Genomic DNA, 22,979 nt, shown 5'->3' with positions numbered 1-22,979 from the left:
ATTACTTCCAGATGTTGAACGGGGTCTGCATCCACGCGCCGACCACGACCAGCCACACCAGCGTGACCGGAATGAAGATCTTCCAGCCCAGACGCATGATCTGGTCATAGCGGAAGCGCGGGAAAGTCGAGCGGACCCACAGGAACATGGTGACCACGCAGAAGGTCTTGAGGCCCAACCAGATCCAGCCCGGGATGAACGAGAGGAACTCGAACGGAGGCAACCAGCCGCCCAGGAACAGAACCACACAGAGGATCGAGACCAGCCACATGTTGGCGTATTCGGCCAGGAAGAACATGGCGAAGCTCATGCCCGAGTACTCGATCATGTGGCCCGCGACGATCTCCGATTCACCTTCGACGACGTCGAAGGGATGGCGGTTGGTTTCAGCCAGACCGGAGATGAAGTACACGAGGAAGATGGGCAGCAACGGCAGCCAGTTCCACGACAGGAAGCCGACGCCCATCGAAGCGAAGTGGCCCTTGCCCTGCCCCATCACGATGTCGGTCATGTTGAGGCTGGCCGAAACCATGAGCACCACGACGAAGCAGAAGCCCATCGCGATTTCATAGCTCACCATTTGGGCGGACGCACGCAGCGCGCCGAGGAAGGCGTACTTCGAGTTCGATGCCCATCCCGCGATGATCACGCCATAAACCTCGAGCGAGGTAATGGCCATGACGAAAAGCAGACCGGCATTGATGTTGGCGAGCGCGACTTCCGGGCCGAACGGGATCACGGCCCAGGCGGCCAGCGCCGGCATGATCGTCATGATCGGGCCCAGCAGGAAAAGGCCCTTGTTCGCGACCGTAGGAAGGATGATTTCCTTCGTCAGCAGCTTGAGCGCATCAGCGATGGGCTGGAGCAGACCCAGTGGTCCGATCCGGTTGGGGCCGATGCGGATCTGCGTGAAGCCGATGGCCTTGCGTTCCCAAAGGGTCAGGTAGGCAACCGCGCCCATCAGCGGCGCAACGACAACCACGATCTTGATCAACGTCCAGATGATGGGCCAGATGATCCCCGTCCACCAACCAGCGGACACGAGGCCGGCTCCGAAGCCGTGCAGTGCGTCGATCATGCGAGCACCTCCTCTGCCACGGTAGCCTGCGCTCGACGAGCGTCGGCGGTCAGTTGTAGCGACGGCGCGCGACGAACGATCGAGTCAAGCTGATAGATGCTGGCCACAGCAGGTGCAGCTTGCGCCACAGCATCTGCAGCCGGCTGCACCGACGTGACATTGCTCAGCTTAGCCGCGACCGTTTCCGTGGAGGCGCCGATGTCGGAGAGGACATCCGCCGAAGATTCGAACCCGAAGCCAGGCAAGCCCAGCAGATTGGCCAGAACGCGCAACACTTTCCACGCCGGGCGCGCCTCACCCAAGGGCTTGACGACCGCATGGAAGCTCTGCACCCGCCCTTCGGCATTCACGAAGGTCCCGGCAGTTTCGGTAAAGGGAGCGATCGGCAGCAGCACATCGCTGAACTCGAGGTTGGCCTTAAACGGGCTCAACGTCACGACCATCTGGGCGTGAGCAAGACCTTCAACCGCGGACTCTCCTGCAGCCGAGTCGAATACCGGCTCGTTGTTGAGTAGCAGCGCAGCCTTGAGACCGCCAGCCAACATCTGGGCCGCGTTCTGTCCGCCGGACTTCGGCAAAGCTCCCGCAACTTGCGCGCCCACCGTGTTGGCCGCCTCAGTCAGGAATCCGACGCTCGCGCCAGTTTGTGCGCCAATCCAGTTGGCCAGAACCAGCAAGGTGCTTGCCTGCGCGTGATGGACAGCCGCATTGCCGAGCAGGATGGCTTTGCGTTCACCATCGAGCAGAGAGACGGCAATCGCCTTGGCCGCATCGCTCGGGGAGCCGTTGGCTGCGACGGGGGCGCTCGTGCCCTTGCTTTCGCCGATTGCGGAGGCAATCTGCGCCAGCACATCGACCCAGCCGTCGGCCGCCACGCGAATCGCATTCGCAACCGGCATCGCCCATGCATCGTCGTCGGCAAAAAGCGCCTGCGAGGTCACCGCATTCAGCACGCCGCCCTTCCGAACAGACTGGCGGATCCGCTGGGCAAACAGCGGGTGATCCTTGCGAAGATTGGTGCCGATCACAAGCGCACGCTGCAACTGCGACAGCGAGGCGATCGACGTTCCGAGCCAGCGAACGCCTTCGACCGGTGCGAACTCAGCGTTGCGCAGACGGTAGTCGATGTTGTCGCTGCCCAGACCATTGGTAAGCAGCTTGGCCAGATGCAGTTCCTCGAGCGTGCTGTGCGGGCTGACCAACGTGCCAATGCTCTGCGCGCCGTGATCTGCCTTGATCTGCTTGAGACCATTGGCAACGTATTCCAGCGCCGTCTGCCAGTCCACCTGCTGCCACTGACCGCCTTGCTTGAGCATCGGCTGCGCCAGACGCTCGGGGCCGTTCAATGCCTCGTACGAGAAGCGATCGCGGTCGGCAATCCAACACTCGTTCACGTCTTCGTTTTCGAGGGGAACGACACGCATCACGCGGTTGTTCTTGACCTGCACGATGAGGTTCGCGCCAGTTGAATCGTGCGGGCTCACCGACTTGCGACGCGACAGTTCCCAAGTGCGGGCACTGTAGCGGAAGGGCTTGCTCGTGAGCGCACCCACCGGGCAGATGTCGATCATGTTGCCCGACAGCTCCGAATCCACCGAGTCACCGAGGAAGGTTTCGATTTCGGAGTGCTCGCCGCGATTCGACATGCCGAGCTCCATCACGCCGGCCACTTCCTGGCCAAAACGGACACAGCGCGTGCAGTGGATGCAGCGGCTCATTTCCTCCATGCTGATCAACGGGCCAACATCCTTGTGGAAGACGACACGCTTCTCTTCTTCGTAGCGGGAAGAAGAACCACCGTAACCAACGGCGAGATCCTGGAGTTGGCATTCACCGCCCTGGTCGCAGATCGGGCAATCCAGCGGATGGTTGATCAGCAGGAACTCCATCACCGACTGCTGGGCCTTGATCGCCTTGTCGCTCTTGGTGCGGACGATCATGCCCTGCGTCACCGGCGTGGCGCAGGCCGGCATCGGCTTCGGCGCCTTCTCGACGTCGACGAGGCACATCCGGCAGTTGGCCGCGATGCTGAGTTTCTTGTGATAGCAGAAGTGCGGGATGTAGGTGCCCGCCTTTTCGGCTGCATGCATGACCATGCTGCCTTCGGTCACTTCGACCTTCTTCCCGTCAAGTTCAATTTCAACCATATGTGTTGTGTTCTTCTTGCGCTTTCAGGCCTTGGCGGGAGCCTTCGGGACGTAGCCCGGAACCAGGGCTTCGAACTCGTGGCGGAAGTGCTTGATCATGGCCCGCACCGGCATGGCCGCTGCATCGCCCAACGCGCAGATGGTGCGGCCCTGGATGTTGTCGGCGACCGAATTCAGCAGATCCATGTCAGTGGGCTTGCCGCGGCCGTTGTGGATGCGATCCACCACGCGCCAAAGCCAGCCGGTGCCCTCGCGGCACGGCGTGCACTGGCCGCAGGATTCGTGCATGTAGAAGTACGACAGGCGCTTGAGTGACTCGACCATCGAGCGGCTGTCGTCCATCACGATGACCGCGCCGGAACCGAGCATCGAACCCGCCTTGGCGATCGAGTCGTAGTCCATGGTGCATTCCATCATGATGGAAGCAGGCAGGACGGGGGCCGAAGACCCACCCGGGATCACCGCCTTGAGTTGCCGACCCTTGCGGACGCCGCCCGCCAGTTCGAGCAGCTTAGAGAACGGCGTGCCCATCGGCACTTCATAGTTACCCGGCAGCTCGACGTCACCGCTGACCGAGTAGATCTTGGTGCCGCCGTTGTTCGGCTTGCCGCACTCGAGATAAGCGGCCCCGCCGTTGTTGATGATCCAGGGCACCGCCGCGAAGGTCTCGGTGTTGTTGATCGTGGTGGGCTTGCCGTAGAGGCCAAAGCTCGCCGGGAACGGCGGCTTGAAGCGCGGTTGACCCTTCTTGCCTTCGAGCGACTCCAGCAGCGCAGTTTCCTCACCGCAGATGTAAGCACCAAAGCCATGCGCAGCATGCAACTGGAAGTTGTAGGTACTACCCATGATCGCGTCGCCGAGATAGCCGGCAGCGCGCGCCTCCTCCAGGGCTTCCTCGAAGCGCTCGTAGGTCTGGAAGATCTCGCCGTGGATGTAGTTGTAGCCAACGCTGATGCCCATCGCATACGCGGCAATGGCCATGCCTTCGATCACGATGTGCGGATTGAATTGCAGGATGTCCCGATCCTTGCACGTACCCGGCTCACCCTCGTCGGAATTGCAGACGAGGTACTTCTGCCCCGGGAACTGCCGGGGCATGAAGCTCCACTTGAGACCGGTAGGGAAACCGGCGCCGCCGCGACCGCGGAGACCCGACGCCTTGACTTCGGCGATCACCTGGTCGGGCGTGAGTCCTTCGGTCAGGATCTTGCGCAGTGCCTTATAGCCGCCGCGCGCCTCGTAGTCAGCCAGACGCCAGTTCGTACCGTTCAGACCTGCGTAGATCTGGGGCGAAATGTGGCGGTCATGAAAGCAGGTCTGAACACCGGTCGCCTGGAACTGCGACAGCACTTGTTCGGGCGACATCATTGCGCTCCCTTCGATGTCGAATCGCGCAGGCCATCGATGAGCTGATCGAGCTTCTCGTTGCTCATGAAGCTGCACATCGTACGGTCATTGACCAGCATCACGGGCGAATCGGCGCAAGCGCCGAGGCATTCACTCTGTTGCAGCGTGAACAAGCCATCGGCCGTGGTCTCGCCCATCTGGATGCCGAGCTTTTTCTCAAGATGTGCAAGCGCCACCGCGCCGTCACGCAGCTGGCACGGCAGGTTGGTGCAGACGTTGAGCTTGAACTTGCCCACCGGCCGCTGGTTGTACATGTTGTAGAACGTGGTGACCTCGTGGACAGCGATCGGAGCCATGCCAAGGTAGTCCGCGATCTCGCGCTCACGCAGTTCGCTGATGTAGCCGTCATCCTGCTGCACGATGGCAAGGCAGGCCATCACTGCCGACTGCTTGCCGGCGGGCGGGTACTTGGCGACCTCGCGTGCAAAACGAGCAAGCGTCGCCTCGGGCAGCGGCGCCTGTTCGCGGTGGGTGGTGTCGGAAGTCATGGGTTCGCTTACCTATCAATCTCGCCGAACACGATGTCCATCGTGCCGATCACGGCGACCGCGTCGGCAATCATGTGGCCGCGCGACATTTCGTCGAGCGCTGCCAGATGCGGGAAGCCTGGCGCACGAATCTTGAGGCGATAGGGCTTGTTTGCGCCATCGCTCACGAGGTAAATGCCGAATTCACCCTTCGGGTGCTCGACGGCGGCATACGCCTCGCCTTCCGGCACATGGAAGCCTTCGGTGAAGAGCTTGAAATGGTGGATCAACTCCTCCATGTTCGCCTTCATGGATTCACGCGGAGGCGCAGCCACCTTGTGGTTGTCGGTGATCACAGGGCCCGGATTCGATCGCAGCCATGCGGAACACTGCTGGATGATGCGGTTGGCCTGCCGCATTTCCTCGACACGAACGAGGTAGCGGTCATAGCAGTCGCCGGTGCGGCCGACGGGCACGTCGAACTCCATGCGGTCATACACGTCGTAGGGCTGCTTCTTCCGCAGATCCCACTCGATGCCAGAGCCGCGGAGCATCGGCCCTGTAAAGCCCAGATTCAGCGCGCGCTCCGGCGAGACGACGCCGATCCCGACCGTCCGCTGCTTCCAGATCCGGTTGTCGGTGAGCAGCGTTTCGTACTCGTCGACCATCTTCGGGAAGCGCTTGCAGAAGTCGTCGACGAAGTCGAGCATCGAACCCTGACGGTTCTCGTTGAGCCTCTCGATTGCCTTGGCGTTCTTGATCTTGCTGGCCTTGTACTGCGGCATCGAATCCGGCAGATCGCGATAGACGCCACCCGGACGGAAATACGCCGCATGCATGCGTGCGCCCGACACGGCTTCATACAAGTCGAACAGATCTTCGCGCTCGCGGAAGCAGTAGATGAGCATGTTCATCGCACCGCAATCCAGACCATGTGCGCCCAGCCACAGCAGATGGTTCAACAGGCGCGTGATCTCCGCGAACATCACGCGGATGTACTGCGCGCGAATCGGGACTTCGAGACCCAGGAGCCGCTCGATTGCGAGACAGTACGCATGTTCATTGCTCATCATCGACACGTAGTCGAGACGATCCATGTAGGGCAGCGACTGAATGAAGGTGCGCGTCTCCGCAAGCTTTTCGGTTGCGCGATGCAGAAGACCGATATGAGGGTCGGCACGCTGGATGACTTCGCCATCCAGTTCGAGCACGAGGCGCAGGACGCCGTGCGCCGCCGGGTGTTGCGGCCCGAAGTTGAGCGTGTAGTTCTTGATTTCGGCCATCAGTGGAGTCCGCCGTAGTTGTCTTCGCGAATGACCCTCGGCGTGATCTCACGCGGCTCGATGGTCACCGGCTGATAGATGACGCGCTTCTGCTCCGCGTCGTAGCGCATCTCGACGTGACCGGAGACCGGAAAATCCTTGCGGAAAGGATGACCGATGAATCCATAGTCGGTCAGAAGACGCCGCAGGTCATCGTGACCTTCGAAGACGATGCCGTAGAGATCGAAGGCCTCGCGCTCGAACCAACCCGCACTGTTCCAGATGCTCGTGAGCGAATCGACGACCGGGAGATCCTCGTTGGGCACGAACACCTTGAGGCGTACGCGCTGATTGAGACTCACGGACAACAGATGGGACACAACGCAGAACCGCTCGCCATCCCATTCGCCGTCACGGTAGCTGGAGTAGTCCATGCCGCAAAGGTCGATGAGCTGCTCGAAACGGCAGCCAGGCGCATCGCGCAGCAGCGCGGCAGCAGAAAGATAGTCGGACGCCCCAACAACCACCATCACCTCGCCAAGCGAGACCGTGACGCTCTTCGCCTTGGAGCCAAGCGTTTCGGTGATCTGGGTCTGGAGCGCCTCTGGAGAAATGGCAAAGTCGGTCATCGTCTTTTGCTCTTCAGGCGCGCGCAATCGTATTGGTACGCCGAATCTTCTGCTGGAGCTGAATCACCCCATACAGAAGCGCTTCGGCAGTCGGCGGGCAACCCGGCACATAGACATCGACCGGCACGATGCGATCGCATCCACGAACAACCGAATAGCTGTAGTGGTAGTAACCGCCACCGTTCGCGCATGAACCCATCGAGAGGACCCAACGCGGCTCCGGCATCTGGTCATACACCTTGCGCAGCGCTGGCGCCATCTTGTTGCACAGCGTTCCGGCAACAATCATCAGATCAGACTGCCGCGGACTAGGCCGAAACAGCATACCGAAGCGATCGATGTCGTAGCGAGCCGCACCCGCATGCATCATCTCGACTGCGCAGCACGCAAGACCAAAGGTCATGGGCCACAGAGATCCGGTTTTGGCCCAATTCACCACCGAGTCGTAGGTCGTGGTGACGAAGCCTTCCTTCATGACGCCTTCAATGGCCATTTTCGGGATTCCTTGTCATTCCCAGTCGAGCGCACCCTTTTTCCACTCGTAGACAAAGCCCACGACGAGGATGGCGAGAAAAATCATCATCGCCCAGAAGCCGACAGCACCAATCTCCTTGAGCGCGATGGCCCACGGAAAGAGAAAGGCGATTTCGAGATCGAAGAGGATGAAGAGAATTGCGACGAGGTAGTACCGGACGTCGAACTTCATCCGAGCGTCTTCGAAAGCCTCGAAGCCGCATTCATAGGGGGAATTTTTTTGGGTGTCGGGCCGATTGGGGCCGAGGATGTAACCCAGAACCTGAGGTGCGACGCCGACACCGACACCGACCAGGATGAACAACAGGACGGGGAGGTAGGAATCGAGGTTCATCAGGGGGCTCTATCACCGCTTGACACCGGCAGGAAGCAGGATTCCTGCCGGTGAGATTTGGTGCGGTCGGCGAGACTCGAACTCGCACAGCTTTCGCCACTACCCCCTCAAGATAGCGTGTCTACCAATTTCACCACGACCGCGGTTTTTGTCTGTCCGGATGGCATGAGGAACCTTCAACAGGCTTTTGGCTTTCCGGAACAGCTTTAGAGTTTACCCTGAAAAACTGCCGTTTTCACTCGGCAAGCATAGTTTCGTCAGATTACTTGTTCGGAATCTGGTTGGCACCCCCGGCAGGTGCCGTGGAGGCTGGTGCAGGGGCGCTCGTCGCAGGCGCCGAAGGCGCGCTGCCAGCAGGAACTTCCGCCGCAGAACCGGATGGCGCGGTGGCGGGCGCCGGTGCGGGAGCTGGGGCACCAACGGCGGCGCGCTCGAGCAAGGTGTTTCCACCCTGAGGGCGTGCATGGCCGAAATAGGCCAGCACCAACGTGCAGGCAAAGAACACGACAGCAAGAACCGCCGTGGACCGAGAAAGAAAATTCGCACTGCCGCTGGCGCCAAACAGGCTGCCCGCACTGCCGCTGCCGAAGGCCGCACCCATGTCGGCTCCCTTGCCGTGCTGCACCAGGATCAGGCCGATCATGGCAAGCGCCGCAAGCATCTGCACGCCGACCAGGATATTGAGGACCAAGTTCATTCGTTCTAACTCCTAAATTTTTTGATGCCCGCAACTCGTCAGTGAGCGGCGGCAATGATCTGCAGAAAGTCGGGGGCCTTGAGCGAAGCGCCACCAATGAGCCCGCCATCGATATCAGGCTGGGCAAGCAGCTCGGCTGCATTGGAAGCATTCATGCTGCCACCGTACAAGATCCGGATGCCGCCCGCGTGCTCGTTTGCCGCGTGATGGAGCTGGGCGCGCAGCAGGGCATGCACCGCCTGCGCCTGATCTGGCGTTGCGGTCTTGCCTGTGCCAATGGCCCAGACGGGCTCGTAGGCAACGACGATCTCGCTGATGCAATGGCCGTTGACATGAATGACCGCGGCAAGCTGTCGCTTGACCACGTCCTCAGTCTCCCCGGCCTCCCTCTGCGCCAGCGTTTCGCCCACGCACACGATGGGCGTCAGGCCATTGGCGAGCGCTGCCGCAGTCTTCGCGGCGACCAGTTCGTCGGTCTCGCCGTGGTACTGCCGCCGCTCCGAGTGCCCCACGATCACGTAACGCACCCCAAATTCCTTCAGCATTGCAGCCGACTGCTCACCCGTGAACGCGCCTTGAGGTTGCGCAGAAAGGTCCTGGGCGCCCACCTCGATGGCCGATCCCGACACAAGCGCCTGAACCTGCGCCAGATACGGCGCCGGAACACACACCGCGACATCGCAAGCTGGCGCGCCGATCCCTTGCCGCAAGGCGCTGAGCAGCGCCTCGTTGGCAACGAGACTGCCGTTCATCTTCCAGTTGCCCGCAATCAGTTTCTTCTTTTTCATTTCCGTCATGTTCACCACGTCAGCACGATCTTGCCAATGTGTTGGTTCGACTCCATCAGGACGTGCGCCTGAGCAGCTCCGCCAGGTTCGCCCCCTGCAGCAAATCTGCTGTGGATCACCGGTTTGACAGCGCCGCTTTCAAGCAAGGGCCAGACCTTCTCGCGAAGCGCCTTCGCGATGGCTCCCTTGAACTCGATTGAGCGAGGACGCAAGGTCGATCCGGTGATCGTGAGGCGTCGGCGCAGAACCAGGCCCGCATTGAATTCACTCTTGACCCCGCCCTGCACCGCGATGATCACAAGGCGGCCGTCTTCAGCCAGGCATTCAACCTCCCGGGCCACGTAGGCGCCGGCCACCATATCGAGCACCACATCCACCCCCTTCCCGCCGGTGAGGCGCTTGGCCTCCTCGACGAAGTCGGCGGTCTTGTAGTTGATCGCGTGATCGGCACCGAGCTTCAAGCAGGCATTGCACTTTTCGTCGCTGCCGGCGGTCACGATCACCGTGGCGCCGAGCGCCTTGCCGAGCTGAATCGCCGTCACGCCAATCCCGCTGGAGCCACCCTGGATCAACAGAGTCTCGCCCTTCTGCAGACGGCCGCGCTCGAACACATTGCTCCACACCGTGAAGAATGTTTCGGGCAGCGTCGCGGCCTCGACATCGCTCCAGCCCTTGGGCACCGGCAGGCATTGCGCGACCGGCGCAACACAGAGTTCCGCGTAGCCACCACCGGCGATCAGCGCACAAACGTGATCCCCGATCTTGAAACCAGCCGCGGCGAGCGCCTTGTCGTCACCGGCGACGATTTCGCCAGCAACCTCGAGGCCGGGCAGGTCCGAAGCACCCGGCGGAACTGGGTAGTGCCCCATGCGCTGGAGCACGTCGGGACGATTCACGCCGCTCGCGGACACGCGAATCAGCAATTCGCCCTGCCCCGCGACGGGCGCAGGGCGCTCCACCAGGCGCAGCACCTCCGGTGCACCGTACGAAGAGATCTCAATGGCTTTCATGGACTTTCCGACTGGATCTGAAATGCGCGCCACTTGGCAGATTTGCAATATCCGGAAGGACGACGGCGTTGCCGCCGTCGCGCCTCATCAGGGCTGCTGATCGCCCCGGTTCGACTCTTGCAACGGCAGTTGCTCAGCCACTTGCTCGGCGGGCTCCGCACGCTCGACATTCTCAGCACGCGGGGCGCGCTCGCCACGCGGCGGACGCTCACGGCGCTCACCGCGCTCTTCGCGCGGCGGGCGATCGTTGCCTTCCATGCCGGCCGGACGCTCGGTCAGGGCCTTCATCGACAGCTTCACGCGACCCTTGTCGTCGGTCTCGAGCACCTTGACCTTCACGATCTGGCCTTCGCTCAGATAGTCGGTCACCTTCTCGACGCGCTCGTGCGCGATCTGGCTGATGTGCAGCAAGCCATCCTTGCCGGGCAGCAGGTTGACCAGCGCGCCGAAGTCCAGAATCTTGGTGACCGGACCTTCGTACACCTTGCCGATCTCGACTTCCGCCGTGATCTGCTCGATACGCTTCTTGGCTTCTTCGGCCTTCGCCGGATCCGTCGAAGCAATCGTGATGGTGCCGTCTTCGTCGATGTTGATCTGCGTGCCGGTTTCTTCCGTCAGTGCGCGGATCACCGAGCCGCCCTTGCCGATCACGTCGCGGATCTTTTCGGGGTTGATCTTCATCGTGAACAGACGCGGCGCGAAGCTCGACACCTCGGCCTTGGCTTCGCCCATCGCTTCCTGCATCTTGCCGAGGATGTGCATGCGCGCTTCCTTGGCTTGTGCCAAGGCGACCTGCATGATTTCCTTGGTGATGCCCTGGATCTTGATGTCCATCTGCAACGCGGTGATGCCGTTCGTCGTGCCTGCAACCTTGAAGTCCATGTCGCCGAGGTGGTCCTCGTCACCCAGGATGTCGGTCAGCACGGCGAAGCGGTTGCCTTCCTTGATCAGGCCCATCGCGATGCCCGCCACATGCGCCTTCATCGGCACGCCGGCGTCCATCATCGAGAGGCAGCCGCCGCAGACCGAGGCCATCGACGAAGAACCGTTCGACTCGGTGATTTCCGAGACGACGCGGATCGTGTACGGGAACTCTTCCTTGCTCGGCAGGCAAGCAACGAGAGCACGCTTGGCGAGACGGCCGTGGCCGACTTCGCGGCGCTTGGTCGAGCCCATGCGGCCGACTTCGCCGGTCGCGAAGGGAGGCATGTTGTAGTGGAACAGGAAGCGGTCTTCGTATTCGCCAGCCAGCGCGTCGATGCGCTGTGCATCGCGCTCGGTGCCCAGCGTGGTCACGACCAGCGCCTGCGTTTCGCCGCGGGTGAACAGCGCCGAGCCGTGGGTGCGCGGCAGCACGCTGTTGCGGATCTCGATCGGGCGAACCGTGCGCGTGTCGCGGCCGTCGATACGCGGCTCACCGGCCAGGATCTGGCTGCGCACGATCTGCGATTCGATCGAGAACAGCAGGTCGCTGACCTTGGCAGCGTCGAACGGCTCTTCGCCAGCCTTGAGCGCTTCGATCACGCTCGCGTTCGCTTCACGCAGAGCTTGCGTACGCGCTTGCTTGCTGCGAATCTGATACACGGCGCGCAGCTTCTCTTCGGCCAGGCCCTTGATCTTGGAGATGAACGCTTCGTCCTGAGCGGGCGCCTGCCAGTCCCAGACCGGCTTGCCAGCGTCACGAACCAACTCGTGGATCGCGTTGATCGCGATGTTGGATTGCTCATGGCCGAACACCACGCCCCCGAGCATGATTTCTTCGCTCAGCTGCAGCGCTTCGGACTCGACCATCAGCACGGCAGACTCGGTACCGGCGACAACGAGATCCATCTGCGAATCTTTGCGCTCGGTCTGACCCGGGTTCAGCACGTATTGGCCGTTGATGTAGCCAACACGCGCAGCACCGATCGGGCCGCTGAACGGGATGCCGGAAACAGCAAGCGCGGCGCTGGTCGCGATCATCGCGGCGATGTCGGCATCGACTTCAGGATTCAACGAGAGCGTGTGGATGACCACATGCACTTCGTTCAGGAAGCCTTCGGGGAAGAGCGGACGGATCGGGCGATCGATCAGGCGCGAGGTCAGCGTTTCGAGTTCGCTGGGCTTGGCTTCGCGCTTGAAGAAGCTGCCAGGGATTTTGCCGGCGGCGTAGGTCTTCTCGATGTAGTCGACAGTGAGCGGGAAGAAGTCCTGACCGGGCTTGGCCGACTTGGACGCGACCACGGTCGCGAGCACGACGGTGCCTTCGATGTCGACGAGCACGGCACCGGTGGCCTGGCGCGCGATTTCGCCGGTTTCCATGACGACGGTCTTGCCGCCCCACTGGAAGGTCTTGGTGACTTTGTTGAAGAGGCTCATGTTTAGCTCCTGTTTTTGTTGACGGCCCAGCCCCCTGCTTTCAGGGGCTGGACGGTGGCGGAGCGCTTGTCAGAACACGATGCCATTCCAAAGAAGCTCAACGACCGAACTTCGTTGGAATGACACAGCTTCGCTCTGTTCGGCACTCCAGAATCGATTCGCGAAGTAAAAAACGCCTGAGCTAGCGGACTAACCCAGGCGTTCTCTCATTGCGAATCGGTTTACTTGCGCAGACCCAGCTTGGCGATCAGCGCGGTGTAGCGGTCAGCGTCCTTGGACTTGAGGTAGTCCAACAGCTTGCGGCGGCGGCTCACGAGGCGCAGCAGACCGCGACGGCCATGGTGATCCTTGGCGTGCGTCTTGAAGTGCGGGGTGAGTTCGTTGATGCGGGCGGTCAGCAGTGCAACTTGCACTTCGGGGCTGCCGGTGTCGTTGGCGGAGCGAGCGTTGTCCTTGACAACTTCGGCCTTGATGGAGGCTGCGATCATTTGATGTTTCCTGTTCCGGGATGTTTGACTTGCGATGCGCGATGGAACTGCACGCATCGTGTGCCTTGCGGGTGCAAAGCCTTGGGATTATAGCTCGCCCCCAGGCTGCGCGCACTTCGTGTCGCTTCGCCAACCCCCTACCGGGGGCAACACCTGTGGCCCGGCGGAGCCGGTTCCACGGTGTACCTGGGGCCTTTATTGCGCCGCCAGCCAGCGTTTCAGGCGATTGACGCCTTCTATCAGGCGCTGCTTGTCCTTGGAGGCAAAGCACCAGCGAAGCCAGCCTTGGGCTTCGGGGGCGAAGGCGTTGCCGGGGGCCAAGCCGAGGCCGGCTTCGGCGACCAGACGCTTGGCGACGACCAGCGAGTCATCGAAGCCGTCGAGCTTGAAGAAGGCATACATCCCGCCGCGCGAAGGTGCGACCTGTATGCCGGGGATTTCGGCCAGCAGCGGGACCAGGGTGTCCCGGCACGACTTCAGGTGCGCGACGATCCGGGGCGTGATGTCCTCGGTGTGAGCCAGCGCCGCAATGCCCGCGCGCTGGGTGAAGACACTCGCGCACGACGTGTTGAACTCGATGAGCTTGCCCATGCCTTCCATCAGCGAGGGCGGAAGCACCAGCCAGCCGAGCCGCCAGCCGGTCATCAGGAAGCTCTTGGAGAAGCTGTGAGCGACCACCAACCGATCGTCGGGCGTCGCCACGTCGAGGAAGCTGGGCGCGCAGCGATTGGGAGAAGCCTCGTAGTAGAGCCGCTCGTAGACCTCGTCGGCAAGGATCCACGTCCCCGTCTTGCGGCAATGGTCGAGGATGGCCCGCTGCTCGTCGCCAGTGAGCGTCCAGCCGGTCGGGTTGTTGGGCGCGTTGACGATCAGCAGCTTCGTCTTCGAGGTAACCGCGGTCCGCAAGGCGTCGATATCGAGCGTCCATTGGCCATCACGCGGCACCAGCGACACGCACCGCACATTGGCGCCGAGGATCGCCGGCTGCGCGGTCAGGTTCGGCCAGACCGGCGTAACGGCGACGACTTCGTCGCCCGCATCTACCAGCGCCTGCACCGCGAGCATGAGTGCGCTCACGCCTCCCGAGGTGATCGCGATGCGCGAGACATCGATCTTCGGATGCAGGCCGCTCATGTAGGCCGCGACCGCTTCGCGCAGTTCGGGCAGGCCCAGGTTGTGGGCATAGAAGGTTTCGCCGCGTTGCAGCGACTCGATGGCGGCTTGGCGAATCACGTCCGGCGTGACTTCGTCGCTTTCCCCGAACCAGAACGCGAGCACATCGGACCGGCCGAGCCCGGCATTGGCGACTTCGCGGATCTTGGAGGCTTCCAGGTTGTGGATGGCTTCGCGCATGTATCTCTTTCTCTTCGACTTCAGGGACGCTGCATCTTGCAGCTCGTTGGCATTTGCGCGCGCTCGGCAGGAATGACCTTCACCACGCGGAAGCCGTAGCCCGATCCTTCGACATCGAACTTGACGCCGGGCGAGCCTTGCTTGTCCATGACGCCGACGACCAGTGTCTGCTGGAACTGGTGATCCTCGGCGCGCATGCGGCCCCGCTGGCCGGCAAGCGTGACGTCCGCGCTTTCGAGCGCACGCGCAACGGCCACGGTGTCGACGCTGCCCGCTTTCTCGATCGCCTGCGCCAATGCCTCGATCAGCAACTGCATGCGCATGTGCACATAGTCGTCCGAAGGCTTCGGAAAGCGTGCACGGAACGACTGGTAGAAGGCCTCCGACTGCGGCGTCTGCACATTGGGCAGCCAATCGGCGACAGCAATCACGCGGCCGATGCCGGCGTCGCCAATGGCCGCCGGCGCGCCGAGCGCATTGCCGTAGAAGGTATAGAAGCTGCCGTTGAATCCTGCTTCGCGCGCCGCCTTCACGAGCAGCGTGAGGTCGTTGCCCCAATTGCCGGTGATCACGGCCTGCGCGCCACTTGCGAGGATCTTGCTTGCATAGGGCGCGAAGTCCTTCACGCGACCCATCGGATGAAGCTCCTCGCCGACGATCTGCACATCCGGACGCTGTTCGGCCAACTGCCGCTTCGATTCGCGCAGTACCGACTGGCCGAAGCTGTAGTCCTGCCCGATGAGGTAGACGCGCTTGAGCGCCTTGTCGTCCTTCATCATTTCCATGAGCGCCGCGACGCGCATATCGGCATGCGCATCGAAACGGAAGTGCCAGAAGCTGCAACGCTCGTTGGTCAGGATCGGATCGACGGCCGAGTAGTTGAGGAACAGCACGCGCCTTGCCGGATCGCGTTCGTTGTTCTTGTCGATTGCATCGATCAGTGCCGCCGCTGTCGCCGACGAGTTACCCTGCAGCACGATGCGCGCGCCGTCATCCATCGCGGCGCGCAGCGCAGAGAGCGCTTCCTCGTTCTGCCCCTTGCTGTCGTAGCGATCGAGTTGCAGGAAGCGCGCACCGCCCGGCAGCTTCACGCCGCCGCGTGCATTGACCCGTTCGACGGCCCACAGCAGATTGCGGAAGACGGCCTCGCCGGTGTTGGCGAAGGGGCCGCTCATGCTCTCGATCAGCGCAAGCCGGATCGGCTTCGCATCCTGCGCCTGGAGCGGCGCGATCGCGCCCGCGCATAGCGCCAGAGCCGCGAATTTCAAGGCCCTTCGACGCCAAATAAAGCTGGAAGCCATTCTCTTGAAACGCATTGCGCAATGCCTAGATGGGGAGGCATGCGGCACTTGTCTTGTTGAAACGCCGCGCAGTGTACGGGACACACATTCTTGTCCTCATCGTCATGCCCAGGAGTTCTCACATGTTTTTTGCACCCGCCATTCGCACCGCCCGTTTCGCTCCGCGCTCGTTCGACCGCAGTGTGGAGCGCTTCTTCAACGAGGCCTTCACCGGCGCGCAGCGTTCGGTCAACGTCGAGCAGGACGATAAGACCTGGACCTTGTCGCTCGACGTGCCGGGCCTGTCGCGCGACGACCTGACCATCGGCATCGAAGGCGCCGTGGTCCGCATCGAGAGCAAGGCAGAAGCCAAGCGCCAGATCAAGGCCGCGTACGAGCTGCCGCTCGAAATCGACGCCACCACCAGCGAAGCCAAGCTCGAGAACGGGGTCCTGACCCTGAAACTGGGCAAGCGCGTACCTGTCAGCAACGTCGCGCAACTCGCCATCAACTGATTCGCAGCGGCGGCATCTCCGGTTAATTCGACGCCGAAGCAGTTGTAAAAAGCCCCCAAAGCACGGGCCGGTAACTTTTAGTTGCCGGCCCTTTCTTATTTCTAACTCACAATCCGTGCCAAATACGTCACGTTCTGTGACGTATTTTTCAAAGCTTTCGTACCAACCCGTACCCGAGGGAGCGGCGGACTGCTAGGGCAGCCGGCGTGCTGAGGGGTACTCGAACAAGCACTCATGAAAACGCATTTGAAGCTTGCAGACGCCAATGCCCGTTCCGAGACCCTCCTGGTGTTTCTTCCCGGGGCATTTCTGAAGCCTGAAGAGTTCGAACGCGAGGGGTTCATTGGTGCGGTACATGAGCAGGGCTTTGCCGCCGATGCCCTGCTCGTCGATGCAGACGTGTCGTATTTCTACGACCAGACCTTCGTCGAACGGTTACACGAAGACGTCATCCAGCCACAGCGTGCCGCAGGCTACAAGAAGGTATGGCTCGTCGGGATCTCCATCGGCGGCTTCGGCGCGCTGATTCATGAACTGGCCAAGCCGGGCACCATCGACGGCATCGTGACGCTCGCCCCTTACCTCGGCCGTCGTCCGGTCGCCGCCGAGATCCAGAAGGCCGGCGGTCTGCGCACCTGGAAGGTGCCGGAAGGCCCGCCGCCAGACCAGGAAGTCGATCGCAAGCTCTGGCCGTGGCTGCAGCAATACACGTTGCCGGAACGGGCCGAAAGCCTCCCCCCTCTCTATCTGGGCTACGGCCTGAGCGACCGCTTCGCAGCCAACCATCAATTGCTGGCGGACGCCCTCCCCGACGGCCATGTCTTCACCACCGAAGGCGGCCACGATTGGCCGCAGTGGTCGCAGCTCTGGCGTCAGATGCTCGACGTGCTGCCGCTGCCGAAGAAGACGGCCCGGAAGCCCGTCAGGCCGGCTCCGGCTCTGCTGCGTTCAGCGATGCCAATGGCCATCGCGGCTTGACATCGAACGCATAGCGCTCGGTCGGCTGCTGGATGCCGGCCTGCAGGCGCATCGCGGCGGCCATGGCGATCATGGCGCCGTTGTCGGTGCACAGGTGAAGTTCCGGGTAGTGCACCCGAACGCCCCGCTTGGCGCAGGCGGCGTTCAGCTGATCGCGCAGCGACCGGTTCGCGCCGACGCCTCCGGCAACCACCAGCCGGGTCAACCCGGTCTGCTCGATGGCCCCGAGGGATTTCTTCAGCAGCACCTCGACGATTGCCGCCTGGGTCGAGGCCGCCAGATCGGACTTGCGTGACTCCAGCTCATCTCCAAGCTTCTTTGCCTGCGTCAGAACGGCCGTCTTGAGGCCGGCGAACGAGAAATCCAGATCGCCGCTGTGCAGCAGCGGCCTCGGCAGCTTGAAAGCGGCGGCGTCTCCCGATTCCGCCAGCTTCGCCAGCCACGGACCACCCGGATAAGGCAGCCCCATCAGCTTGGCGCTCTTGTCGAAGGCTTCGCCGGCCGCGTCGTCGATGGTTTCGCCGAGCAGCTCGTACTTGCCAACGCCGTCGACCCGCATGAGCTGGGTGTGCCCGCCCGAGACCAGCAGCGCGACGAACGGAAACTCCGGCGGATCTGCGCTCAGGAACGGCGACAGAAGGTGCCCTTCGAGGTGATGCACGCCCAGCACCGGTTTGCCCAGCGCCGCGCCTAGTGCACAGGCAACGCCGGCCCCCACGAGCAGCGCACCCGCGAGCCCCGGCCCACGCGTGTAGGCCACGACGTCAACGTCGGAAAGCCGCTGCCCCGCCTGTGCAAAGACCGACTCAGCCAGCGGCAACACACGGCGGATGTGGTCGCGGCTCGCCAATTCAGGCACGACGCCGCCATAAGCCTGGTGCATCGCGATCTGGCTGTGCAGCGCATGCGACGCAAGGCGCGGTAGGCCGCTTGCGCCGGCTTCCACCAACGCCACGCCGGTTTCGTCGCAAGAGGACTCGATTCCCAATACAAACATCCCGCGAGTGTAGGTGGCGGCCCATTCCGGGGCACGGTTGTTGCTGCAAGCCCCTCCAGATGAACCTGCACACCCGATGAAATCAGGCCTCGGTTTTCTGATTGCCGCCTTGCACTGCGAGATCGAAGGGCTGGAGCAACTGGCCCGCACGAGCGAGCTGGTGGGCACGATCGGCCGGCTGGTGCACGCGCTTCAGCGCGAGCGCGGCATTTCCAACGTGCTGCTGGCCTCTAACGGCCATCGCTTTGCCGAACAGCATCGCGAGCAGATCGCGGCAAGCCAACGGATGGAAGCCGCGGTGCGCCAGAGCTTCGAGCAGCTGGCCGCACAGAACCGCATCGGGAACGGCGCCCGCCTGTTCAGCCGCATTGCGTGGGTTCTGCCCGGCCTCGGTGCGCTGCCCGAATTGCGGCGCCGCATCGAGGCATTGCAGATCGATGCGGCCGAATCGACGGCTGCCTTCGTCAAGCTCATCGCGGGGCTGCTGGCGGTGGTGTTCGAAGCAGCAGATGGCGCGACCGACCCCGAGGTCTCCCGCGTGCTAGTGGCTCTCTTCAACTTCATGCAGGGCAAGGAGTTCGCGGGGCAGGAGCGCGCCTGTGGTGCCGCCGCCTTCGCCTCGGGCCGAAACGACGCCGCGCGGCAGCAGCAATGGCTGCACCTGATCGATTCGCAGGAGCGCTGCTTCAAGGTCTTCGTGAGCTTTTCGAACGAAACCCTCGCCGAGGCGTGGCGCGCGAATCAGCCCTCCGGGCAGATCGCCGAACTGGAGCGCCTTCGCCGAATCGCCTGCGCGGCGCCAGCCGGCGTGGCGCTTGACCCCGAGCTGAGCCCGGTGTGGTTCGACTGCTGCACACAGCGCATCGATGCCATGCAGGCGGTCGAGGAGTTACTCGCCGACCACCTGCGCAGCGTCTGCCAGCAGAAGACCGCGGAAGTGCACGATGAACTCGCCGTGCACGAGGCGCTGCTGCCGAAGCTGCCGGATGAGTCCGACCCGCCTGGCGCGGCGTTCTTCGATTCCCATGGTCTTCCGGAACCAGCCAGCGATGCCGCTCCGTATGGCCGTCAGCTTGAACGCTCGATCCTCGACATGGTCCAGGAGCAGTCGCACCGGCTGCAGGCGATGAGCGATGAGCTCGAAACAGTCCGCAGCGCGCTGAACGAGCGCAAGGTCATTGAGCGCGCCAAGGGCTTGCTGATGGCGCATCGCCGGATCAGTGAACAGGAGGCGCACAAGATGCTGCGCCAGACGGCGATGAACCAGGGCCGGCGGCTCACCGAGGTCGCCGAATCGGTGCTCGCCATGGCGGAGCTTCTGCCCCGGAATGCGGCTCCCTGAGACGCCGGCGATCCGGATTGGTGCAGCGCACAACGGTCGAACGAGACACCGCCCTGCAAGTCCACAGCGCCGGAATCCCAATGCCAGCAAGGCTTTAAAGCTACCTTTTTCATAGCATCGATCGCGAGCGCGCGGCTGGCATGCCGCTTGCAAACATCTCCGGCATAGACCGAAGAGGTCTCAGGCAGGCGGCATCCAACGGCGGATGCGGCCCACCCACCGGACAAAGGCGTCCCCACCCGCAAGGGCTCGTTCTCGAGCAGCCCCTGCGCGGTGTGGACGCCTTTTTGTTTTTGCGTTTTGACTTTGCTGACTGGAGCTCGCCCCATGACCGATTCGCTCACCCACAAACTCAGTCGCCGCCGTGTGCTGCAGGCCACTGCCGTTGGCGCGCTGGGGCTGAACCCCGCCCTGCGCGCCGCCGTCTGGGCGCAGGGTTCGGACAAGCCCGAGAAAGAGGAAGTGAAGATCGGCTTCATTCCCCTGACCGATTGCGCGAGCGTCGTGATGGCTTCGGTGCTCGGCATCGACAAGAAGTACGGCGTGAAGATCGTCCCCAGCAAGGAAGCGAGCTGGGCCGGCGTGCGGGACAAGCTGGTCAACGGCGAGCTGGACTTCGCGCATGTGCTCTACGGGCTGGTCTACGGCGTGCACCTCGGCATCGGCGGCCCCAAGAAAGACATGGCGGTGCTGATGACGCTCAACAACAACGGGCAGGCGATCACGCTGTCGAAGAAGCTCGCTGACAAGGGCGCGGTGGATGGCCCGTCACTCGCCAAGGTGATGGCCGCTCACAAGGACGAATACACCTTCGCGCAGACCTTTCCCACGGGCACGCACGCGATGTGGCTCTACTACTGGATGGCGGCGAACGGCATCAACCCGCTGAAGGATGCCAAGGTCATCACCGTGCCGCCGCCGCAGATGGTCGCGAACATGCGCGTCGGCAACATGGATGGCTACTGCGTCGGCGAGCCCTGGGGCCAGCGCGCAATCATGGACGGCATCGGCATCACCGCCGTGACGACGCAGGACATCTGGAAGGACCACCCAGAGAAGGTGCTCGGCACCACCGGCGACTTCGTGAAGAAGTACCCCAACACCGCACGCGCGGTCACTGCCGCGATCCTCGAAGCGGGCAAGTGGATCGACACCGGCCTGCAGAACAAGAACAAGATGGCCGAGACCATCGCGGACAAGAGCTACGTCAACACCAGCGTCGATGCGATCAACCAGCGCATCCTCGGCCGTTACACCAACGGCCTCGGCAAGAGCTGGGACGACCCCAACTACATGAAGTTCTACAGCGACGGCGCGGTGAACTTCCCGTATCTGTCGGACGGCATGTGGTTCCTCACGCAGCACAAGCGCTGGGGCCTGCTGAAAGACCATCCGGACTACCTGCAGGTGGCCACGCAGATCAACCAGATCGACATCTACAAGCAGGCAGCCGCGGCCACGAAGACCGCTGTACCGAAGGACACGATGCGCACCAGCAAGCTGATCGACGGCGTGGTGTGGGACGGCAAGAACCCGAAGCAGTACGCCGATTCGTTCAAGGTCCACGCCTGAGGAGCACGTCATGGTCAGTGCCGTCTTTCACTCCCCCATCGAAGCGATGCCCCCGGCGTCGAAGAGCGCGCCCCTCGCGGCGCCAAAGCCTGCGCAGGAACCGGCGCCTGTTGTTGCGAAAGTCGTGCAGCGCACGCCACGTGACTTCAGCGGACTGTGGCTGCGTGTGCTTCCGCCGGTGCTCGGCATCGCACTGCTGGTTCTCGTCTGGGAACTGGTCGCGATGAAGAGCACCACCGGCTTCCCCACGCCACTCGCCACCTGGCAGCAGGCTGTGCAGGTCTTCAGCGATCCGTTCTACAGCAAGGGGCCGAATGACCAGGGCGTCGGATGGAACGTGCTGTCGTCGCTGCGCCGCGTGGCACTGGGCTTCGGGCTGGCGGCAGCGGTCGGCATTCCGGCCGGCTTTGCGATTGGGCGCTTCGAGTTCCTCTCGCGCATGTTCAACCCGCTCATCAGCCTGCTGCGCCCGGTCTCGCCGCTGGCGTGGCTGCCGATCGGCCTGCTGGTCTTCAAGGGCGCGAACCCCGCCGCAATCTGGACCATCTTCATCTGCTCGATCTGGCCGATGATCATCAACACCGCCGTGGGCGTGCAGCGCGTGCCGAGCGACTACATGAACGTCGCCCGCGTGCTCAACCTGAGCGAATGGAAGATCTTCACGAAGATCCTCTTCCCCGCCGTGCTGCCCTACATGCTTACCGGCGTCCGCCTCGCGGTCGGCACGGCATGGCTCGTCATCGTCGCGGCCGAGATGCTGACCGGCGGCGTCGGCATCGGCTTCTGGGTGTGGGACGAGTGGAACAACCTCAACGTCGCCAACATCATCATCGCGATCTTCGTCATCGGCATCGTCGGGCTCGTGCTCGAGTTCGCGCTGATCAAGGTCGCCACCGCATTCACGTTCGAAGAGGTGAAGTCATGAACGACGACCGAAAGTACATCGACATCCACGGCGTCGAGCAGCGCTTCAAGACGCCGAAAGGCAGCTTCCTCGCGCTGCGCGACATCAACCTGCAGGTGGCCAAGGGCGAGTTCATCACGCTGATCGGACACTCTGGCTGCGGCAAGTCGACACTGCTGAACCTGATCGCCGGGCTCACCACGCCCACGCAAGGCGCGCTGCTGTGCGCCAATCGCGAGATCAAGGGCCCGGGACCGGAGCGCGCGGTGGTGTTCCAGAACCACTCGCTGCTTCCGTGGCTCACCTGCTACGAGAACGTCTATCTCGCCGTGGAGCGCGTTTTTGCGTCGAACGAAGGAAAGGCGCAACTGAAGGCGCGCACCGATGCGGCGCTTGCATTGGTCGGCCTCACGGCCGCCGCGCAGAAGCGCCCCGGCGAAATCTCCGGCGGCATGAAGCAGCGCGTCGGCATCGCACGCGCGCTTTCGATGGAACCAAAGGTGCTTCTGATGGACGAGCCCTTCGGCGCACTCGATGCGCTCACGCGCGCCAAGCTGCAGGACGAGCTGCTCGCGATCGTGCAGAAGACGCACAGCACCGTGGTGATGGTCACGCACGACGTGGACGAGGCGGTGCTGCTGTCCGATCGCATCGTGATGCTCACCAATGGGCCCGCCGCGACCATCGGCGAAGTGCTCGCCGTCGACCTTCCGCGTCCCCGCAACCGTGTGGAACTGGCCGAAGACCCCGTCTACGTGCATGCGCGCAAGGCGGTGATCGACTTCCTGTACACGCGCCAGGCGCACGTGGAGAAGGTCGCCGCGTGACCTGAACCCGTG

General features: G+C 62.7%; 22 protein-coding genes and 1 tRNA gene. 6 read left to right on the top strand and 17 right to left on the bottom strand.

What is annotated here, in order from left to right:
* Position 1 precedes the first annotated feature (1 nt).
* From nuoH to FHW64_RS10800, 16 genes are all read right to left on the bottom strand, one after another.
* Positions 2 to 1,078, bottom strand: coding sequence for an NADH-quinone oxidoreductase subunit NuoH (nuoH, locus tag FHW64_RS10875; RefSeq protein ID WP_184525858.1), 1,077 nt, complete (start codon positions 1,076 to 1,078; stop codon positions 2 to 4).
* Positions 1,075 to 3,225, bottom strand: a complete 2,151-nt coding sequence (gene nuoG, locus FHW64_RS10870; protein WP_184525856.1) for an NADH-quinone oxidoreductase subunit NuoG — start codon at positions 3,223 to 3,225, stop codon at positions 1,075 to 1,077. Before nuoG ends, nuoH begins: the two co-directional genes overlap by 4 nt.
* Before the next feature lie 24 nt (positions 3,226 to 3,249).
* Complete coding sequence (gene nuoF, locus FHW64_RS10865) at positions 3,250 to 4,590, bottom strand: NADH-quinone oxidoreductase subunit NuoF (RefSeq protein ID WP_409350610.1); 1,341 nt, start codon at positions 4,588 to 4,590, stop codon at positions 3,250 to 3,252.
* Positions 4,590 to 5,120, bottom strand: a complete 531-nt coding sequence (nuoE, locus tag FHW64_RS10860) for an NAD(P)H-dependent oxidoreductase subunit E (RefSeq protein ID WP_184525852.1) — start codon at positions 5,118 to 5,120, stop codon at positions 4,590 to 4,592. Before nuoE ends, nuoF begins: the two co-directional genes overlap by 1 nt.
* Positions 5,121 to 5,128: 8 nt before the next feature.
* Positions 5,129 to 6,382, bottom strand: a complete 1,254-nt coding sequence (locus FHW64_RS10855) for an NADH-quinone oxidoreductase subunit D (protein ID WP_184525850.1) — start codon at positions 6,380 to 6,382, stop codon at positions 5,129 to 5,131.
* Entirely contained in the window at positions 6,382 to 6,990 is a 609-nt protein-coding gene (locus FHW64_RS10850; protein WP_184525848.1) for an NADH-quinone oxidoreductase subunit C, read from the bottom strand. The genes FHW64_RS10855 and FHW64_RS10850 overlap by 1 nt, the downstream gene beginning before the upstream one ends.
* A 13-nt stretch (positions 6,991 to 7,003) precedes the next feature.
* A complete protein-coding gene (locus FHW64_RS10845; RefSeq protein ID WP_012748606.1) occupies positions 7,004 to 7,483 on the bottom strand; it encodes an NADH-quinone oxidoreductase subunit B family protein in 480 nt (159 codons plus the stop codon).
* 15 nt (positions 7,484 to 7,498) lie between these two features.
* Entirely contained in the window at positions 7,499 to 7,858 is a 360-nt protein-coding gene (locus tag FHW64_RS10840) for an NADH-quinone oxidoreductase subunit A (protein WP_088956239.1), read from the bottom strand.
* A gap of 58 nt (positions 7,859 to 7,916) precedes the next feature.
* Positions 7,917 to 8,001: transfer RNA gene (locus FHW64_RS10835), tRNA-Leu, on the bottom strand.
* A 119-nt stretch (positions 8,002 to 8,120) separates the two neighbouring features.
* The gene (secG, locus tag FHW64_RS10830) at positions 8,121 to 8,555 is read right to left on the bottom strand and encodes a preprotein translocase subunit SecG (RefSeq protein ID WP_184525846.1); all 435 of its coding nucleotides are present in this window, start codon (positions 8,553 to 8,555) and stop codon (positions 8,121 to 8,123) included.
* A gap of 38 nt (positions 8,556 to 8,593) precedes the next feature.
* Positions 8,594 to 9,352 (bottom strand): triose-phosphate isomerase, encoded by a 759-nt coding sequence (gene tpiA / locus FHW64_RS10825; RefSeq protein ID WP_184525844.1) that lies wholly within the window; start codon positions 9,350 to 9,352, stop codon positions 8,594 to 8,596.
* Between the two features lie 2 nt (positions 9,353 to 9,354).
* Positions 9,355 to 10,353 (bottom strand): NAD(P)H-quinone oxidoreductase, encoded by a 999-nt coding sequence (locus FHW64_RS10820; protein ID WP_184525843.1) that lies wholly within the window; start codon positions 10,351 to 10,353, stop codon positions 9,355 to 9,357.
* 87 nt (positions 10,354 to 10,440) lie between these two features.
* Positions 10,441 to 12,711: a polyribonucleotide nucleotidyltransferase gene (pnp, locus tag FHW64_RS10815; protein WP_184525841.1), complete on the bottom strand. Its 2,271-nt coding sequence runs from the start codon at positions 12,709 to 12,711 to the stop codon at positions 10,441 to 10,443.
* A 221-nt stretch (positions 12,712 to 12,932) separates the two neighbouring features.
* Positions 12,933 to 13,199, bottom strand: a complete 267-nt coding sequence (rpsO, locus tag FHW64_RS10810; protein WP_088956237.1) for a 30S ribosomal protein S15 — start codon at positions 13,197 to 13,199, stop codon at positions 12,933 to 12,935.
* A 195-nt stretch (positions 13,200 to 13,394) separates the two neighbouring features.
* Positions 13,395 to 14,576, bottom strand: coding sequence for a pyridoxal phosphate-dependent aminotransferase (locus tag FHW64_RS10805; protein ID WP_260303772.1), 1,182 nt, complete (start codon positions 14,574 to 14,576; stop codon positions 13,395 to 13,397).
* Positions 14,573 to 15,853, bottom strand: coding sequence for a branched-chain amino acid ABC transporter substrate-binding protein (locus tag FHW64_RS10800; protein ID WP_184526328.1), 1,281 nt, complete (start codon positions 15,851 to 15,853; stop codon positions 14,573 to 14,575). Before FHW64_RS10800 ends, FHW64_RS10805 begins: the two co-directional genes overlap by 4 nt.
* A gap of 122 nt (positions 15,854 to 15,975) precedes the next feature.
* On the opposite strand from FHW64_RS10800, the gene FHW64_RS10795 reads away from it, so the two are divergent.
* Both FHW64_RS10795 and FHW64_RS10790 read left to right on the top strand, forming a co-directional pair.
* Positions 15,976 to 16,347: an Hsp20/alpha crystallin family protein gene (locus FHW64_RS10795; protein ID WP_184525837.1), complete on the top strand. Its 372-nt coding sequence runs from the start codon at positions 15,976 to 15,978 to the stop codon at positions 16,345 to 16,347.
* Positions 16,348 to 16,581: 234 nt separating this feature from the next.
* Positions 16,582 to 17,325: an alpha/beta fold hydrolase gene (locus tag FHW64_RS10790; protein WP_184525835.1), complete on the top strand. Its 744-nt coding sequence runs from the start codon at positions 16,582 to 16,584 to the stop codon at positions 17,323 to 17,325.
* Here the strand turns inward: FHW64_RS10790 and tsaD are convergent.
* On the bottom strand, positions 17,270 to 18,322 hold the full coding sequence (gene tsaD, locus FHW64_RS10785) for a tRNA (adenosine(37)-N6)-threonylcarbamoyltransferase complex transferase subunit TsaD (RefSeq protein WP_184525833.1): 1,053 nt from the start codon (positions 18,320 to 18,322) through the stop codon (positions 17,270 to 17,272). The two genes, FHW64_RS10790 and tsaD, sit on opposite strands and share 56 nt — an antisense overlap.
* A gap of 76 nt (positions 18,323 to 18,398) precedes the next feature.
* Here tsaD and FHW64_RS10780 point away from each other — a divergent pair, with 76 nt between their 5' ends.
* From FHW64_RS10780 to FHW64_RS10765, 4 genes are all read left to right on the top strand, one after another.
* On the top strand, positions 18,399 to 19,664 hold the full coding sequence (locus FHW64_RS10780; protein ID WP_184525831.1) for a nitrate regulatory protein: 1,266 nt from the start codon (positions 18,399 to 18,401) through the stop codon (positions 19,662 to 19,664).
* 327 nt (positions 19,665 to 19,991) lie between these two features.
* Complete coding sequence (locus FHW64_RS10775; RefSeq protein ID WP_184525829.1) at positions 19,992 to 21,236, top strand: CmpA/NrtA family ABC transporter substrate-binding protein; 1,245 nt, start codon at positions 19,992 to 19,994, stop codon at positions 21,234 to 21,236.
* A 10-nt stretch (positions 21,237 to 21,246) separates the two neighbouring features.
* Positions 21,247 to 22,161 carry a nitrate ABC transporter permease gene (gene ntrB / locus FHW64_RS10770; RefSeq protein ID WP_184525827.1) on the top strand — a complete coding sequence of 305 codons (915 nt, stop codon included), beginning with the start codon at positions 21,247 to 21,249 and terminating at the stop codon, positions 22,159 to 22,161.
* On the top strand, positions 22,158 to 22,967 hold the full coding sequence (locus FHW64_RS10765) for an ABC transporter ATP-binding protein (RefSeq protein WP_184525825.1): 810 nt from the start codon (positions 22,158 to 22,160) through the stop codon (positions 22,965 to 22,967). The genes ntrB and FHW64_RS10765 overlap by 4 nt, the downstream gene beginning before the upstream one ends.
* Positions 22,968 to 22,979 lie beyond the last annotated feature (12 nt).

Origin of the sequence: Variovorax sp. Sphag1AA, assembly GCF_014192575.1 — a bacterium.
GTDB lineage: Bacteria > Pseudomonadota > Gammaproteobacteria > Burkholderiales > Burkholderiaceae_C > Variovorax.
This window is presented reverse-complemented; position numbering and strand designations above follow the sequence as displayed.